This window comes from Acinetobacter sp. G18, assembly GCF_052660225.1.
In genome coordinates, this window is the sequence record NZ_CP109658.1 from 3,042,745 (window position 1) to 3,058,286 (window position 15,542).

A 15,542-nucleotide genomic window follows, 5' to 3' on the forward strand; every position below is an offset into this window, starting at 1 on the left:
CTTGTGGCGTTTGATTTGCCACTAGTTTAATTGAATATAAAAATTTTTAAAAGTTTATACATCGGCGTTAGGCCATGTATAAACCACCATTTACATGTAATACCGTACCGGTAATGTAACCTGCTTTATCACTTGCAAGGAAACTCACCGCATTTGCGATATCTTGTGGCTCACCTAAACGATTTAAAGCCACTTGATCACTCATTTTTTTGCGAATGTCTTCACTAAGTGCATCTGTCATTTCTGTTGCAATAAAACCTGGTGCCACACTGTTTACAGTGATTTGGCGGCTACCCATCTCTTTTGCAAGGCTACGGCTGAATGCTTCAATACCTGCTTTAGCAGCAGAGTAGTTTGCTTGGCCTGGGTTTGCAAAATGAGCAACAACAGAACTGATATTAATAATTCGACCAAAACGTGCTTTCGTCATACCCTTAAGTACGCGTTTAGATAAACGATAAACGGCTTTAAGGTGGATATTGAGAATGTCATCCCAATCATCTTCAGACATACGAAGCAACAAATTGTCTTTCGTAATACCTGCATTGTTAACGAGAACAAGTACAGGACCATAATTCTGTTCAATATGAGACACTACTGCTTCAATCTCATCGAGATTACGCACGTCTAGCGCCAAACCTGCACCTTGTTCACCAAAGCTATCTGTTAGCTTTTGTGCACCAGATTCAGAAGTCGCAGTACCTACGACAAAATAACCGTCTTGAATAAGTTGCTGGGCAATTGCAGCGCCAATGCCCCGACTCGCGCCCGTTACTAATGCAACTTTGCGTTCTTGTGTCATGCAATTTTTCCTTCTGCCACTAAAACAGCATTTAGGGCATCTTCCATTTTGCTCTTACTATCAATAGAAAAAGCTTTTTCGATATTTGGTAAACGCTTTGCGAGATTACTCAATACTGTACCAGGACCACATTCAACAATGTACTGAATACCTTGGTCTTGAAGAGACTGCATGGTACGTGTCCATTGCACAGACTCGTACAATTGTGCTGTTAATGCCTGACGTAATTGAGCAACATCGGTAGCAATTCCCGCGTTGACATTTTGTATTACAGGAATGGTAGGTAGCTCAATGGCAGTTTGTTCCAAAGCTTCTGCAAATTTTTCTGCAGCAGGCTTCATCAATGAACAATGCGAAGGTACAGAAACTGGTAAAGCAATTGCTTTAGCAGATTGTTCTTTTGCTAATGCCATCGCTTGCTGTACAGATGCAGTACTGCCCGCAATTACAACCTGACCTTGCGAATTATAATTTGCAGCTTCAACTGAACCTTGACCTGATGCAGTTACACTCTGGCATAGTTCAACTACTTTATCATCGGCCAAACCAAGAATTGCAGCCATCGCACCTTCCCCTTGAGGAACAGCACTTTGCATGAGTTTTCCACGCAAATTAACTAATTTAACTGCATCTGCCAAACTCATTGAACCCGCTGCAACTAAAGCGCTGTATTCACCTAAAGAGTGACCAGCAAGGTATTTAGGCGCTAAACCACCCAAATCTAACCAAAGACGCCATAAAGCGATGCTAGCAGTTAATAATACAGGTTGGGTGTTTTGTGTTTGGTCTAAACCTTCACCACTTTGCGCAATGTGCCAAAGATCAAATCCTAGCGCGTCTGAAGCTTCAGCAAAAGTTTGCCCAACTCCACTAAACTGTTCTGCGAGTTCAGCGAGCATACCAACTTTTTGTGAACCTTGACCCGGAAACACAAATGCAGTTTTTGTGGCTAAAGCTACTTGTTCAAGACGTTTAGCAGACATAAGAAATCCTTTTTGGGTTTTCACTCATTTCTCTGGAGCGGAAATTTAACATTTAATTTGTATATTTATAATTGCGAAAAACAACAAAAAAAGGGAGCTTTCGCTCCCATTTTTTCTATACTTAAGCATCACGCTTAATGCATATCATACAATTATTCAGCATCAGCTGCTTTAGCGAATAATTGGCGACCACGGTAGAAACCGTCTTTAGTCACGTGGTGACGACGATGAGTTTCACCAGTTGCTTGGTCTACTGTTAATGCATTCTCGGTTAAAGCGTCATGTGAACGGCGCATGTCACGGCGAGAGCGACTTTTACGGTTTTGCTGAACGGCCATGATGGCTCCTTACAAAGATCGAAAAAATGGATCAGAACAAATTCAGTTGTCTTATCTCATAATCATAACACAAATTATGAGTTAAGTTTACCCTTCAAACCTGCCAAAACATCAAACGGGTTATCCCGTTTCTCTTCGACAACGTTCTGAATGGTAGGTTGATGTTTATGTTCACAAGCATCATGCTTGGGAGATAAAGGCATCAACAATAACAGTTCATCTTCTAGTAATGCGAGCAAGTTAATCGAAGCAGGTGTATCAAAATCACCTTTTGTCGAAGACTCACTTTCACCTAAAACGATGAAATCAGCATCCTCATCCAAGCGCTCTATCAGTGACTCATCATCTACAAGTGCAATATGAAAGTCAGAAACAATTGGCATTTCAACAGGTTCCAAACAACGTTGGCACTCCATTGGAACTTTTGTTTCCATATGACCATCTAACCACACAATGCGATGATAGGCATCCATTGATAGCTTACAGTCTATGTTGATCAATTGGTTATCAATTGATCCAACAGCTTCACGAGCAATACGAGTAAGACGAGACAATGGCAGTTGACCTGACCATGTAAAGCCTTGCTCAGCCCATTTAAACGGCTCAATCTGTGCCGGAAAGGTATTTGCTGACATAATTAAGGCGGCAATTCTACAAATTCATCGGTACTCTGTCAAAGATTAAGATACAATTTTGTACTTCTTTAGACAGAACTCGGGGTAAATTAAGCAATGCACCTGTTGCAGCCGCAACCTGAAGTTAACACTTCATTACTCGTTTGCACCCATTCAACTCACCAAAACACTCTTTTACCTGACGTGGTGCAACTCTCACCATGGCCAAGCTCAAAATTAGAGTCTGAGCAAGTTGATTGGCTTATTTTACACTTTAATCACTGGTTTTCCCACCATAATGTGACATTAGTTCGTGGAGAATTTGAACCAGAATATTTCCCAGCAAACGAACATGAGCCAGCCAAAATTCAATTTGCCCATGGTTTTTTCAATAGTGCCCTGCATGAAATTAGCCATTGGACAATTGCAGGTGCAAAAAGACGTCTGTTGCCCGATTTAGGTTATTGGTATGCGCCAGATGGTCGAACTAAAGAACAGCAGGATTTATTTGAACAAGTAGAAATCAAACCTCAAGCCATTGAATGGTTATTTGCCCAATCTTTTGGCAGAAAATTTAGAGTATCTCTAGATAACCTGACAGGTGATGGCGGAGATGGCAAAAAGTTTAAAGATAATGTTTATACCCAAGTCCAACGTTACTTTTCTGGTGAAGCTAAACTACCTGTTGATGCAGCAAGATTCATTGAATGTATTTGCCAATGTACACGAGCAGGTACAGCGTTACAATTAGATGAATTTAAACGTGAACTCCTTGATTAAATGACAAAAAAACTACGTAAGTTACTTGCTTCCCAAGTTTGAAAAGTCTAATACTATTTTTAATACTGGCGTGATGGAGTCTCTAAAATATGCTGCATTTACATGTACATCCTGAAAATCCACAGCAACGCCTCATTGACCAAGCGGTTGAGCGTATTCGTGCAGGCGATGTTGTGGTCTACCCTACCGATGCTGCTTATGCAATCGGATGCCAGATTGGTAATAAAAATGCCATGGAACGTATTGCCCAGATTCGTGATTTAGGCCCTAAGCATCAATACGCAATTATGTGTTGTGATTTATCAGATATCGCGACTTATGCAAAAGTTGATAATGCGACTTATAGATTATTAAAGGCAAATACACCTGCTGTTACGACTTTCATTTTACCTGCAACAAGTGAAGTTCCACGCAGGTTAATGCATCCTAAAAAGAAAACGATTGGTTTACGTATTCCAAGTAACCCAATTTGTCAGGCTTTATTAAAAGAACTTGGTGAACCTTTACTGACAAGTACACTAATTTTACCAGGACACGAAGACCCTCTTGATGATCCTTACGATATTGAAAATCAGTTAGCTAAACGGATTGATGTATTTATTGATGGTGGGTTTGGAACTTTGACAACCACCAGTATTGTTGATTTATCGGGTGAACATCCAGAAGTTATCCGTCATGGTGCAGGAGACGTAAGTGCTTTCGAATAAGCACTTATCCTCCTTTTTACCAACAGTTAAAAAAAAAGTATTATCAAGAAAAAAAATACTCTTTATTTAGTTTGGATTTTTTTTACACTTTAGTCGTTAAGCAATTTATTAAAAGTCACAATTCCTTTAGAATGTTTTGCACTATCTGCTGTTCTTCTGCTACAGCTCTTATTGACTTGAAAACAAGTCTCATGCTTTTGAAAATTCGCGTGGCTTATAATCGTAATGAACCAATCACTTCATCAATCCATGGAAGACGTTCCACACATCCGTGTTTTAGATGAGTGGCACGACACGATTCCTGAAGATCTTTATATTCCTCCAGCTGCCTTCGAGATTTTACTTGAACAGTTTGAAGGACCACTCGACTTTTTAATTTATCTGATTCAGAAAAACGGTTTCGATTTGGTTCAGCTCGATATCGCCCCTATTGCCACTCAATATTTAGCTTATATGGATAGCATGAAATCCTTAAATATTGAGCTGACTGCCGACTACATGGTCATGGCTGCTTTATTGGCCGATTTGAAATCTCGCTTACTTTTACCTAAGCCAACAGTTATTAGTATTGAAAAAGATCCTAAACAAGATCTTATTGATCGACTTGAGACTTATTTACGTATTAAGCAAGCTGCTGAGCGTTTAGGGCAAATGCCGGTTCTTGACCGTGATACATTTAGTGCAAATGTAAGTTTAGGGCATATCGCACCTGTTTATGAAGGTTATGATGTTTCGGCGTTACATGATGCCTTGTTTTGCGTATTTAACCGCCCAGAACCTGTAACACATACAATTGCACAAGAGCCCGTACTGTTAGAAGAACGTATTGCTTATATTGAAGAGAAATTAGAGTCAGGCGACGTGTTAAGTTTTAAAGAATTACTGAATCCGCAACAAGGCCGTATGGGTATGGTTGTAACTTTTATGGCTGTGTTAGAGTTAACCCGACAACAAAAGATTAAAATTATTGCGACAGGTGTTGAAGCTCCATTGGCTATTCAAGGGTCTGCGGCATGAGTTTTGAACAAAATAATACCGATTTGTCACTAGCTGACATTCATCACGAAGTTTTATTGCAACTTGAAGCGATTATTTTTGCCAGTGAAGCACCAGTTTCAATTGCTCGTTTAAAAGAAGCTTTTAATAATCAATATAACAAACAACAGCTTCGTCAGCTTTTACAACAGCTTGCCCTCTTACAACATGGCCGCTCTATTGAGTTGATAGAAACTGCGCAAGGCTTTCGTTTTCAGGTAAGATCCAAATATCGCAATATTATTGCGCAGATTTGGCCAGAGCGACCAACAAAACTGTCGCCATCTTTACTAGAAACGTTGGCTGTCATTGCGTATCATCAACCAGTCACGCGTGCTGATATTGAACAAATTCGTGGTGTATCTAATAATAGTCAGATTCTCAGAACGCTATTTGACTGGAACTGGATTAAAGAAGCCGGTTTTAGAGATTTACCCGGAAGACCTGCGTTGCTAATTACAACGCCTCAATTTCTGAATGCTTTTGGTCTAGCCTCTTTAGGCCAATTGCCTCCCCTACAGAACGCCAAGGAAGCATTTATGGCTCTCGATGCAAATGCACCGAAATCATAAAGAGGTGGACTGTTGATCATTATGTCTAAGGTTGTGCTGTCATGAGTGAAAAATTGCAAAAAGTATTAGCGCGAATCGGATTAGGTTCCCGTCGATATATGGAAGAGGTTATTGCCGCAGGACGCGTGAGTGTAAACGGCAGCGTTGCCCAAGTGGGTGAACGCATTGAACCAGGCGATGAATTACGCATTGATGGTCGTAAAGTTCAGTTTCAAATCGAAGACGAAATTCGTCGTCGTGTACTGATTTATTATAAACCTGAGGGTGAAATCTGTTCACGTAATGATCCTGAAAAACGTCCAACTGTATTTGATCATTTACCACAAATTGCAAATGATCGTTGGGTAATGGTAGGTCGTCTGGATATTAACAGTACAGGTTTATTATTATTTACAAATGATGGTGAACTTGCTAACCGCTTAATGCACCCATCTAATGAAATTGAACGTGAATACGCTGTACGTGTAATGGGTGAAGTAACACCAAAACTACGTCAAAACATGGTGAATGGTGTAGAGCTTGAAGATGGCCCAGCCAAGTTCGAATCTTTCTCTGAAATTGGTGGTGAAGGTATTAACCGCTGGTATCAAGTTGTGGTGAAAGAAGGTCGTAACCGTGAAGTACGCCGTATTTTTGAATCACAAGGCCTTAAAGTAAGTCGTTTATTACGTACTCGCTACGGTACTGTGATTTTACCACGTGAATTACGTACTGGCCGTTGGATGGAACTCGACAAAACTGATATCGACAACTTAGCAAAATCTGTTGAGTTAAAACCGCGTCAAGGTACAGGTTTATTTGGTATGGCGAAACGTCGTACTGACCGTATGACTGAAAAGCCAATGGCAGCGCGTCGTGGTGGTTATTTACGTCAACAACGTCGTGATGATGAAAAAGAAGCACCAGCAAACACCGGTAATCAGCGTAAATCGACTGGTCTTAACCGTGGATTTAAAAAGTTTTAAGATCAACTTTTAAATCAAAAACCGCTCAAATTTGAGCGGTTTTTTATAGTTTGTTGTCGAATTAACTCATTTTTGCCAATTCAATCCACTCTGCTTCTGGAAAGTGAATAGCTAAATAATCTTTCAAGTAATTTGAAGTATCTTTAGAAATTAATGGATCTTTTGATTCATCTTTTAGATTATAAACTAGAGCCTTTAATTTCAGCCCACGAGACTTAAGTGCCTCAAGACTAAGTAAAGTATGGTTAATACTTCCTAAACGACCTGATGTTACCAAAATAACAGGGAACTGATGCTGAGCCACATAATCAATTGTGAGTAGACTGGTGGTTAATGGCACCATTAACCCACCTGCACCTTCTAACAATACAATTTCAAAACGCTCAGCCAATGTTTGAGTCGCATTTTCAATTTTTTGAAAATCAATTTCTCTATTATCCAAACGTGTTGCTAAATGAGGTGAAGCTGGATAGCTAAAGATTTCAGGCATAGTCAGCTTATCGTGATCTTCCTGAAACCAGCCTTGCCCCATAATTTCACGATGCTTCTCGATATCTTCAGAAATATCAGCATTACCTGTTTGAATGAGTTTTTGGGTAATTACTTTTTTACCCTGCTCAGTCCATAATTTTGCTAAAAAACCTGTCGCGTAAGTTTTACCAATCTCGGTATCAATCCCACTGACAAAATAGATCTGGCCACTCATTTACTTCATTCTCCGGGCAATACAATAAATCGGATGGTATGTTAAGGCATATCCCTCGGCCTGCTTAAACCAATCATAATCTTGATAAAACTGCTGTAAAGTTTGCTTGGTCCAACGATGCTGAGCGGTTGCCGTTACACCTGTTGCTTTCAAATGTTGTAATACAGCTTTAGGCGAATCAAAATAGAGCTGAGTTTCTGACTCAGATAAATGCAAAACTTCAAAACCAGCCTGAGTTAAGGCATTGTTCCAACTTTCAAGATTCCAATAACTTAAACCTTGTCCAGTTAGCTCTTTAATTTCAAATAGGTTCTTAGGGCCAAATGTTGAAAAGCATAGCCAACCATTGTCATTTAAAGCATCATTACAACGCTTAAGCAAACGCGGTAAATCTTGCATCCATTGCAAAGCCGAACCTGAAACAATCATATCGAGCTGTTGGGGCAAATCTAAAGTTTCAACATCTCCAATTAGCCATTTTAAATGCTCTTGATGATTGAAGTGCGCCTGCACCTCTGAGTACAGATCATTCAAAATTAAATCTTCAATTTGAAAAGCGTCAACAAGCAGACGAGTTAAATTGCCAGAACCACAACCAATTTCAAAAACACGTGACATCGTACTTGGACAAAACTGCTTTAGTAAGCCCGTTAAATTTTGGCAAATTTGTTTTTGAACAACCGCATGCTCTGAATAGCTTTGCCCTGCTTTAGCAAAACGCTCGGCAACTAAGTTTTTATTCAGACTCACAGAAAACTCACTAATGCTTCAAGCTCGTGTTGTTCGACCATTGACGTTAAAGAAATACGCAAACGTGAACTATTTTTAGGTACTGTTGGTGGACGTACAGGCATAGCATAAAAGCCGCATTCTTGAACATGTTTTGCCTTATCAATAGCAGCCTGACTTTCTCCCACAATCACTGGAATAATATGACTAGTCGAAGGACTTACATAACCCTTTTCTATAACAGCTTTTTGAAGATATTGGCTAATATTTTCTAAGTGTTCACGCTGAGGCCGAGCAACCAATACTTTTTGTAATATAAAATTTGCCCAAGCCATAACAATCGGAGGTTGAGCTGTACTAAAAATAAGCGGACGCATTTTATTAATGAGATAATCTTTAATAATAGGATGGCAAATAATGTAACCACCGACTGCTGCTAATGCTTTACCTAATGTGCCTACTAAAAAGTCAATTTCTTGAATGACATTATATTGTTCAGCACATCCTAAGCCTTGCTGACCACGCACCCCAATTGAGTGTGCCTCATCGACATAAAGCATGGTTTTAGCAAAACGTTTTTTAAGCTGGACTAATGCGGCTAAATCCGTTTCATCACCATCCATACTAAAAATACTTTCTGTGACCACAATGATTCGTTCAATCTTGTCATCATCATGATATTTTTGCAGAAGTTGTTCTAAATGCTGTAAATCGTTATGTCGATAACGTACATACTGCGCACCAGATAACCGTATACCATCAATCATGCTCGCATGAACTAACTTATCCGCCAATATTAAAGTTTTGCTATCAGCAACAGCGGGTAAAATACCAATATTCATGTGATAGCCACTATTAAATAGCAGCGCCGACCGACCACCAAATGCCTGACTTAGGCTATTTTCCAACTGTTCATATTCTTCAAAGTTACCTGTCAGTAAACGAGCCGATGAAGAACTAAAATAGCTGCGCTCCAAAGGTAAGCTATCTAAAAACTCTTGACGAAGATTAATATCAGCCGCCAGTCCAAGATAGTCATTTGAAGCTAAGTTAAGCATTGTTTTATTTTGAATAGTAATAAAACGGTCATGCTGTACATTTTGGGTAAATTGTCTAAAGTTACCTTGTTGTTTTAACTCATCTAACTCTGTAGCAAAATGATCAAGCAATGACATCTTAATGCGCTCCCTGCAATGTTTTAACAACTTCAACCAATTGTTCAAGTAAATCGCTTAGCTCTTGTTGAGTAATGACATAAGGTGGCATCACATAAACCAGTTTGCCAAAAGGGCGAATCCAGATTCCACGGTCTACAAATTGTTGCTGTAAAGTTTTCATATCAACATTAAAGGTGAGTTCTACTACACCAATTGCACCCAGCACTCGTACATCAGCAACATAATCCAGCTCATTTAAAGGCACTAAATGTTGGCTAAGCTGTTGCTCAATTCGCTTAATATTGGCTTGCCAATCTTGCTCAATTAAAAGTTGCGTACTTTTCAAGGCAACGGCACAAGCAAGCGGATTGGCCATAAAGGTTGGGCCGTGCATAAATACCCCAGCCTCACCACGACTAATGGTTTCTGCAACATGTTTTGTTGTTAAGGTCGCAGATAACGTCATATAGCCACCTGTTAACCCTTTACCTAGGCACATAATATCCGGTTCGACTTGAGCATGTTCCCACGCAAAAAGCTTACCCGTACGACCAAAGCCAGTCGCGATTTCATCAAAAATTAATAACAGATGATATTTCTCGCAAAGTGCTTTAGCCTGACGTAAATATTCAGGATGATAAAAACGCATGCCCCCTGCACCTTGAACAATTGGTTCAATAATGAGTGCGGCAAGTTTTTCATGATTTTGCTGAATGGCTTGTTCTAGCTCGGCAATATCTTGAGGATTCCATTCTTCGTGGAATTTGGTTTGTGGTGCCGCCACGAAAAGACGGTTCGGTAAGCTGCTACCAAAAATTTGATGCATGCCTGTAACTGGATCACATACAGACATCGCATTCCATGTATCACCGTGGTAACCAGAACGCGTAGTAATAAAATTTGTTTTTTGTGGTTGGCCTTGTGCTGTCCAGAACTGCACAGCCATTTTCAAAGCAACTTCAACGGCAACCGACCCTGAATCTGCATAGAAAATTTTATCGAGACTTGGCGGTGTAATTTTTAAAAGAATTTTACCAAGTTCAATCGCAGGATCATGGGTTAGCCCACCAAACATGATATGTGACATGTTCTGTAATTGATCGGTCACTGCCTGATTAAGTTCAGGATGGTTATAGCCGTGAATTGCACACCACCAAGAGGACATGCCATCAATTAAAGTTCTACCATCATCGAGTTCAATCGTCGCACCATATGCACGCTTAACTTTGAATGTTGGTAACGGTTGGGTCATTGAAGTATATGGATGCCAAATATGTTCCAAATCAAAATTATCGGTCATCCTCTATACCCTTTTACAGCGTTCAAATCTCTCATTGAACACATGTTAAACCTGTTAAGAATGAAAGAAAATTGCGATATCAATCAAAGCTTATTAACTTTGCTGATGAATTGTTAAAAATTGGCAGATTTCTTCAATTGTTCTTTCTACCTGTAAGTACGGAAAAGCGTGTGTAGCGTCTTTTAGCAACTTATAAGTCATGTTTTTTGTAGCGAAATCCTTAAAATTCTCGATAATTTTGCAAGGAATGACATTGTCTTGCTCAGCAAACAGGTGAAGCTGTAGACCTGAATAGTTTTTCAAGTTATCTACCAAGTTTAACTGTTCTAGCATTTTTAAACCGTCTAACAGTATTTCCTGTGCGGGTGGATTTGCGATTTTTTGTACACTCATCCAATCTTGTTTCGCTTGAGATGAGCCAAGTGTAATCAAATAATAAAAACGCTTTAAAGTGGCTTGTGGGTTCTGTAAAAAAGACGCTTTAAATTGAGTAAATACATCAGCAGGCATTGCAGTTTGCCAATTATCATGAGCAACGAAACAAGGGTTTGAAGCGAGCGTAATTAAAGTTTTTGTTTGCCCTGTTTGCTTGTAAAAAATATCAACCAGTTGAGTTGCTAACTGCCCACCTAGAGACCAGCCTATTATCACATCAACTTCAGCCACTAAATCAAGCTGTGCTTGAAAGCTACTATCTAAAACATTAAAAATATTAATCAGTTGTATTTCAAAACCAGCTTTTTCCAAGTGCAATTTAAGTGATTGCAAAGGTTCTATGCCTATTCCCCAACCTGTAATCAATAAAATTTTATTTTGTAACTTCATATACCTGTCCACAGCCAACTTTTGCAAGATTATATATTAATATCAATTTTAAATATCTTTTAAAATCAACATAAAAATTAAATTTCACAAAGTAAAATCAGACATTTAGAGGTAGTTAATATTCTGAAATATATTGATAAGTAAAGCCTAAATTATTCATATGAAACATACAAAACTTTAATTATCTAAACATTGAAGCAAATCAAAAAACAACATAATCCACACTTCACCCATAAATCCATTGTGCAATGTAATTAATGTTAATACTTATGTTTTTTTATTAAAAAAAGTGACTCATTAATTCATTTTAATGATAGAAGATTAATTAATGATCAAAATATTGGGCAGGTTAATATGAATAGTCAAAGTATAATATCTGATGGGAGAGAAAAAGATACATATTTTGTTACACCGAATGATATCATAAATACCTTACCTTCAGATAAAAATTATTGTTTATTTCTAGATATTGATGGAACATTAGCTCCATTTCAAATTCACCCTGAACATAGTTTTATTCCTAATACTACATTAGAAGTTATAAAAAAAATTATTGAATTAAATATACCAGTGGTTGCTGTAACAGGTCGTGATGTTGAAACGGCTAGTAAGCTGCTTCAGTCTATTGAAGTTCCTATAGCGGGGCTACATGGTTTAGATATTTATTTTGACTCTAGCACTTATATTCGCCCAGACTTAAGTGATATTAATTTTAATAAATTAAAAGAAGATATTATAAAATCTTGTGAAAAATATCCCAATTTATTAATTGAGGATAAAGGATATTCTATTGCTTTACATTATCGAAAAAATCCAGAATTAGAAAATAATGCAGTTTATATTATGCAACAGGTTAAATATTTTCACCCTCAACTAAAATTAAATAGAGGAAAATTTGTAGTTGAATTATTACCTAAACAGGCAGATAAAGGCAAAGCAATTCAAACTATATTAAATCATCTTAATTTACCGTCAATTCATCCGATATTTATAGGAGATGACTTAACAGATGAATCGGGTTTCATATTTATTAATCAACAATTTGGCACTTCAATTAAAGTAGGTTCTGGTGAAACAGAAGCTCAATATAGATTAAAAGATATTAATAGCGTTTCTAATTTTCTTTTTTTCTTTCTCGAAAAAATAAAAAAGTTATACGTCAAAAATAGTCAAGATCAGAATGGAGAACAAATATGTCTAAATTAATCGTGTTATCGAATCGAATAAGTATGCCATCAGGTAAGGCTTCAGCAGGTGGCCTTGCAGTAGCTGTACAAGACGCATTAAATGACAGTAACGGTATTTGGTTGGGCTGGAATGGTCAACAAATTACCGATACCGAAGCGCCTGAGTTCGATCAGGCATATTCTCATGGGATTGACTACATTACCTGCCCTCTTACACATCAGCAATATGCACAGTATTACTGCGGTTTTGCTAACAAGGTCTTATGGCCTGCTATGCATCATAGAGACGATCTGATCGAATATGATGCTGAAGAATATAATACTTACCAACGGGTCAATCGTTTATTTGCCGAAAAATTAAAACAAATTGCTCAGCCAGATGATGTTATTTGGGTACATGACTATCACTTTTTTAGTGTAGCTCGTCATTGCCGCGAATTAGGAATGCAGAATAAATTCGGTTTCTTTTTACATATTCCTTTTGCAAGCTTAAACATTTGGCGCAAAATTCCAGTTGCGTTACAACTAGTACAAGACCTTTGCCAATATGATGTAGTTGGTCTACAAACCCAAGCTGACCAAAACACATGTATGCAAACCTGTATGGGCTTACTTGAAGCTCAAAAAATACTAAGCGACCGAATCAGTTATAAAAAGCGTCAAGTATTGATTAAGTCCTACCCTATTGGTGTACAACCTGAACTTATTCAGCGCCAAGCCCAACAGGCATTTCAAACAGCAAATGTATTTAACTTTGAAGATATTCCACGTCAAAAAACTATTATCGGTGTTGACCGTATTGATTATTCAAAAGGTCTACTTGAGCGTTTCAATGCATTTGCAACCTTCTTGGAAACCAATCCTGAATATCATAGGCTAGTACGTCATCTACAAGTTGCAACACCTTCACGTACAGATATTCCAGCTTATCAACGTTTATATCAACGTTTTAAAACCAAGTTAGAGCTGATTAATCAAGAGTTTGCACAGGAAGACTGGCGTCCAATTGATTGCTGCTATGATACCGTTAAACATGACAGCCTAATGCATATTTATCGCAATTCTGATATTTGTTGGATTAGCTCACTACGTGATGGTATGAATTTGGTCGCAAAAGAATATATTGCGGCTCAAGATCCAGAAAACCCAGGTGTACTAATTTTATCTAAATATGCTGGTGCAGCTGAACAAATGACTCAGGCCTTGATTGTTGACCCAATAGATCGAGCAGCAATGATGGATACTCTAAAAACCGCTCTAGAGATGTCTAAAGCTGAACGTATTAATCGTTATGAACAGTTAATAGAGGGTTTAGCAACCACGGACTTGAGTGATTGGCGTAATAATTTCTTGAAAGATTTAGAAAATGCTCCGACTTTCACGAAATCTAAATTCTCATTACAAGATAAGTATTTACCCACTTATCATGTCTTATAATAATTCACACTCACAGAACATCGAGAAGTTTTTCTCGATGTTCTTTTCGGCTGGTGAGTTAGCTTAAGTTACTTTGCCTTCACAAGCGTAAAGCGATTGAGTACAGCAATCATGATTAATAAGACAGCTACCCCAGATAGGACTGTGGTTAGACTGGTCCACTGACCAATTAAACCGATTAAAGCTGGACCACTTAATGACCCTGTGTATGCAATAGTTGAAACCAAAGAAAGCGCCGCTGCTTTAGGCATGTCATTTTGACGGCCAACACGAGAAAACATAACAGGCACAATGTTAGAACAACCTAAACCTAAAAGTGCATAACCCAATACTACAACTTGCCAAACAGGTGCCATCACAATAGTGACCATAGCAAGAGCAGCAACAATTGCACTATAGGTCACAATGGTTTTCTCACCCCATTGTTTTAACAAGAGATGTCCTGCAAAACGACCACTTGTCATACTAAGTGCAAAGAATGTATAAGCCAGCCCCGCAAAGGCAGGATTCAGCTGATATTTACTAGTCAAATAAATACCACCCCAGTCCATTGCTGCACCTTCTGACAAGAAGGCAATAAAACACATCATTCCAATCAAGAGAATAGTACCATTCGGGCGCGAAGTTTTTTTAGGTGCGTCAGTTATTTCAGCTGCACCTTGTTCATCTTGCTCAAATGTTGTTAAAGCAGATGGAATAGCAACAAAGCTAACGACCAGTAAAATCATGACCACAGACAGCGTACTCATGAGTGGTGAAAGGCCAATTGCTAGTAGCGTGGTGACAAGCATGGCACCTATTAAACCACCAAGGCTGCACATACCGTGGAAACTAGACATGAGCGCACGTAAGCTGTGTTTTTCCACCACAACTGCCTGCAAATTGATAGCAACGCCGAGGCTGCCTGCTGCTGTACCAAAAATAAATAACGCCACAGCCATCGATACAAGACTATGCCAGATCGTTAAACTTGGTAATAACACCATTAAAAGTATGGTTGCCACTGCAATTAATGGACGGCATCCCCAACGCTTAACTAAAGCCCCTGTCGCAGGCATAGCGATCATTGAACCGATTCCCATGCAAAGCAGCAATAGACCAAAATTTGCATGATTTAGGTTTAAACGTTGCTGTGCATAAGGAATGAGTGGTGCCCAAGCAGATATCGCAAAGCCCAAGCTAAAAAAGCTGAGACGAGTTGCTAATCGTTGTGTGCTTAAGAGAGAAGCTGTATCTAAAACAGCAGACTTGGAAAATAACATATACGCGAAGCTCACCATAAAGCCATTGGCGATCCATACCAACCGATTCCCCATAGAAAAACCCTTGCCATATTAAGTTTCAGGCAAGGGTTTTTATTGGCGAAATTATATCCAATTCCATAAAAAAAACATGGGGTCTGACA

At 38.7% G+C, this 15,542-nt stretch carries 17 protein-coding genes; 7 read left to right on the forward strand and 10 right to left on the reverse strand.

Annotated elements, in window-relative coordinates; all coding sequences use genetic code 11:
• Positions 1-67: 67 nt before the first annotated feature.
• From fabG to NE363_RS14420, 4 genes are all read right to left on the reverse strand, one after another.
• Entirely contained in the window at positions 68-802 is a 735-nt protein-coding gene (gene fabG / locus NE363_RS14405) for a 3-oxoacyl-ACP reductase FabG (protein ID WP_000191300.1), read from the reverse strand.
• Positions 799-1,785, reverse strand: coding sequence for an ACP S-malonyltransferase (gene fabD / locus NE363_RS14410; RefSeq protein WP_445535326.1), 987 nt, complete (start codon positions 1,783-1,785; stop codon positions 799-801). The genes fabG and fabD overlap by 4 nt, the downstream gene beginning before the upstream one ends.
• Positions 1,786-1,937: 152 nt before the next feature.
• Positions 1,938-2,123, reverse strand: a complete 186-nt coding sequence (rpmF, locus tag NE363_RS14415; RefSeq protein ID WP_000290730.1) for a 50S ribosomal protein L32 — start codon at positions 2,121-2,123, stop codon at positions 1,938-1,940.
• Positions 2,124-2,197: 74 nt separating this feature from the next.
• A complete protein-coding gene (locus tag NE363_RS14420) occupies positions 2,198-2,758 on the reverse strand; it encodes a YceD family protein (protein WP_004703397.1) in 561 nt (186 codons plus the stop codon).
• Positions 2,759-2,854: 96 nt separating this feature from the next.
• Between NE363_RS14420 and NE363_RS14425 the strand changes: the two genes are divergently transcribed.
• The 5 genes from NE363_RS14425 to rluB all read left to right on the forward strand — a co-directional run bounded on the left by NE363_RS14425 (position 2,855) and on the right by rluB (position 6,796).
• Entirely contained in the window at positions 2,855-3,517 is a 663-nt protein-coding gene (locus NE363_RS14425) for an elongation factor P hydroxylase (RefSeq protein WP_033846743.1), read from the forward strand.
• An 89-nt stretch (positions 3,518-3,606) separates the two neighbouring features.
• Positions 3,607-4,224: an L-threonylcarbamoyladenylate synthase gene (locus tag NE363_RS14430; protein WP_004703401.1), complete on the forward strand. Its 618-nt coding sequence runs from the start codon at positions 3,607-3,609 to the stop codon at positions 4,222-4,224.
• A 225-nt stretch (positions 4,225-4,449) separates the two neighbouring features.
• Positions 4,450-5,241: a segregation and condensation protein A gene (locus tag NE363_RS14435; protein ID WP_031944538.1), complete on the forward strand. Its 792-nt coding sequence runs from the start codon at positions 4,450-4,452 to the stop codon at positions 5,239-5,241.
• Entirely contained in the window at positions 5,238-5,831 is a 594-nt protein-coding gene (scpB, locus tag NE363_RS14440; protein WP_004703403.1) for an SMC-Scp complex subunit ScpB, read from the forward strand. Before NE363_RS14435 ends, scpB begins: the two co-directional genes overlap by 4 nt.
• Before the next feature lie 41 nt (positions 5,832-5,872).
• Positions 5,873-6,796, forward strand: a complete 924-nt coding sequence (rluB, locus tag NE363_RS14445) for a 23S rRNA pseudouridine(2605) synthase RluB (protein ID WP_004703404.1) — start codon at positions 5,873-5,875, stop codon at positions 6,794-6,796.
• A 61-nt stretch (positions 6,797-6,857) separates the two neighbouring features.
• Here rluB and bioD read toward each other — a convergent pair whose 3' ends face one another.
• The 5 genes from bioD to NE363_RS14470 form a co-directional block, all read right to left on the reverse strand.
• Positions 6,858-7,502, reverse strand: a complete 645-nt coding sequence (gene bioD, locus NE363_RS14450) for a dethiobiotin synthase (protein WP_019457041.1) — start codon at positions 7,500-7,502, stop codon at positions 6,858-6,860.
• Positions 7,503-8,252: a malonyl-ACP O-methyltransferase BioC gene (gene bioC, locus NE363_RS14455; protein ID WP_151683577.1), complete on the reverse strand. Its 750-nt coding sequence runs from the start codon at positions 8,250-8,252 to the stop codon at positions 7,503-7,505.
• Entirely contained in the window at positions 8,249-9,406 is a 1,158-nt protein-coding gene (locus tag NE363_RS14460) for an 8-amino-7-oxononanoate synthase (protein WP_151683579.1), read from the reverse strand. The genes bioC and NE363_RS14460 overlap by 4 nt, the downstream gene beginning before the upstream one ends.
• Before the next feature lies 1 nt (position 9,407).
• Positions 9,408-10,688 (reverse strand): adenosylmethionine--8-amino-7-oxononanoate transaminase, encoded by a 1,281-nt coding sequence (bioA, locus tag NE363_RS14465; RefSeq protein WP_445535327.1) that lies wholly within the window; start codon positions 10,686-10,688, stop codon positions 9,408-9,410.
• Between the two features lie 93 nt (positions 10,689-10,781).
• On the reverse strand, positions 10,782-11,513 hold the full coding sequence (locus tag NE363_RS14470) for a hydrolase (RefSeq protein ID WP_445535328.1): 732 nt from the start codon (positions 11,511-11,513) through the stop codon (positions 10,782-10,784).
• 354 nt (positions 11,514-11,867) lie between these two features.
• Between NE363_RS14470 and otsB the strand changes: the two genes are divergently transcribed.
• Together otsB and NE363_RS14480 are read left to right on the forward strand one after the other, a co-directional pair.
• Positions 11,868-12,719 (forward strand): trehalose-phosphatase, encoded by an 852-nt coding sequence (gene otsB, locus NE363_RS14475; protein WP_191000640.1) that lies wholly within the window; start codon positions 11,868-11,870, stop codon positions 12,717-12,719.
• On the forward strand, positions 12,707-14,137 hold the full coding sequence (locus NE363_RS14480; protein ID WP_049066129.1) for an alpha,alpha-trehalose-phosphate synthase (UDP-forming): 1,431 nt from the start codon (positions 12,707-12,709) through the stop codon (positions 14,135-14,137). The genes otsB and NE363_RS14480 overlap by 13 nt, the downstream gene beginning before the upstream one ends.
• A gap of 68 nt (positions 14,138-14,205) precedes the next feature.
• Here the strand turns inward: NE363_RS14480 and NE363_RS14485 are convergent, their stop codons facing one another.
• Positions 14,206-15,399 (reverse strand): MFS transporter, encoded by a 1,194-nt coding sequence (locus NE363_RS14485; RefSeq protein WP_081400295.1) that lies wholly within the window; start codon positions 15,397-15,399, stop codon positions 14,206-14,208.
• Positions 15,400-15,542: the final 143 nt, after the last annotated feature.

Bases quoted from the DNA above. Each gene is read 5' to 3' on its own strand.
- scpB (WP_004703403.1), top strand. From the start codon at position 5,238: ATGAGTTTTGAACAAAATAATACCGATTTGTCACTAGCTGACATTCAT.
- rluB (WP_004703404.1), top strand. From the start codon at position 5,873: ATGAGTGAAAAATTGCAAAAAGTATTAGCGCGAATCGGATTAGGTTCC.
- NE363_RS14485 (WP_081400295.1), bottom strand. From the start codon at position 15,399: ATGTTATTTTCCAAGTCTGCTGTTTTAGATACAGCTTCTCTCTTAAGC.
- fabG (WP_000191300.1), bottom strand. From the start codon at position 802: ATGACACAAGAACGCAAAGTTGCATTAGTAACGGGCGCGAGTCGGGGC.
- NE363_RS14425 (WP_033846743.1), top strand. From the start codon at position 2,855: ATGCACCTGTTGCAGCCGCAACCTGAAGTTAACACTTCATTACTCGTT.
- NE363_RS14470 (WP_445535328.1), bottom strand. From the start codon at position 11,513: ATGAAGTTACAAAATAAAATTTTATTGATTACAGGTTGGGGAATAGGC.
- fabD (WP_445535326.1), bottom strand. From the start codon at position 1,785: ATGTCTGCTAAACGTCTTGAACAAGTAGCTTTAGCCACAAAAACTGCA.
- rpmF (WP_000290730.1), bottom strand. From the start codon at position 2,123: ATGGCCGTTCAGCAAAACCGTAAAAGTCGCTCTCGCCGTGACATGCGC.
- NE363_RS14430 (WP_004703401.1), top strand. From the start codon at position 3,607: ATGCTGCATTTACATGTACATCCTGAAAATCCACAGCAACGCCTCATT.
- bioD (WP_019457041.1), bottom strand. From the start codon at position 7,502: ATGAGTGGCCAGATCTATTTTGTCAGTGGGATTGATACCGAGATTGGT.
- NE363_RS14480 (WP_049066129.1), top strand. From the start codon at position 12,707: ATGTCTAAATTAATCGTGTTATCGAATCGAATAAGTATGCCATCAGGT.
- otsB (WP_191000640.1), top strand. From the start codon at position 11,868: ATGAATAGTCAAAGTATAATATCTGATGGGAGAGAAAAAGATACATAT.
- NE363_RS14420 (WP_004703397.1), bottom strand. From the start codon at position 2,758: ATGTCAGCAAATACCTTTCCGGCACAGATTGAGCCGTTTAAATGGGCT.
- NE363_RS14460 (WP_151683579.1), bottom strand. From the start codon at position 9,406: ATGTCATTGCTTGATCATTTTGCTACAGAGTTAGATGAGTTAAAACAA.
- NE363_RS14435 (WP_031944538.1), top strand. From the start codon at position 4,450: ATGAACCAATCACTTCATCAATCCATGGAAGACGTTCCACACATCCGT.
- bioA (WP_445535327.1), bottom strand. From the start codon at position 10,688: ATGACCGATAATTTTGATTTGGAACATATTTGGCATCCATATACTTCA.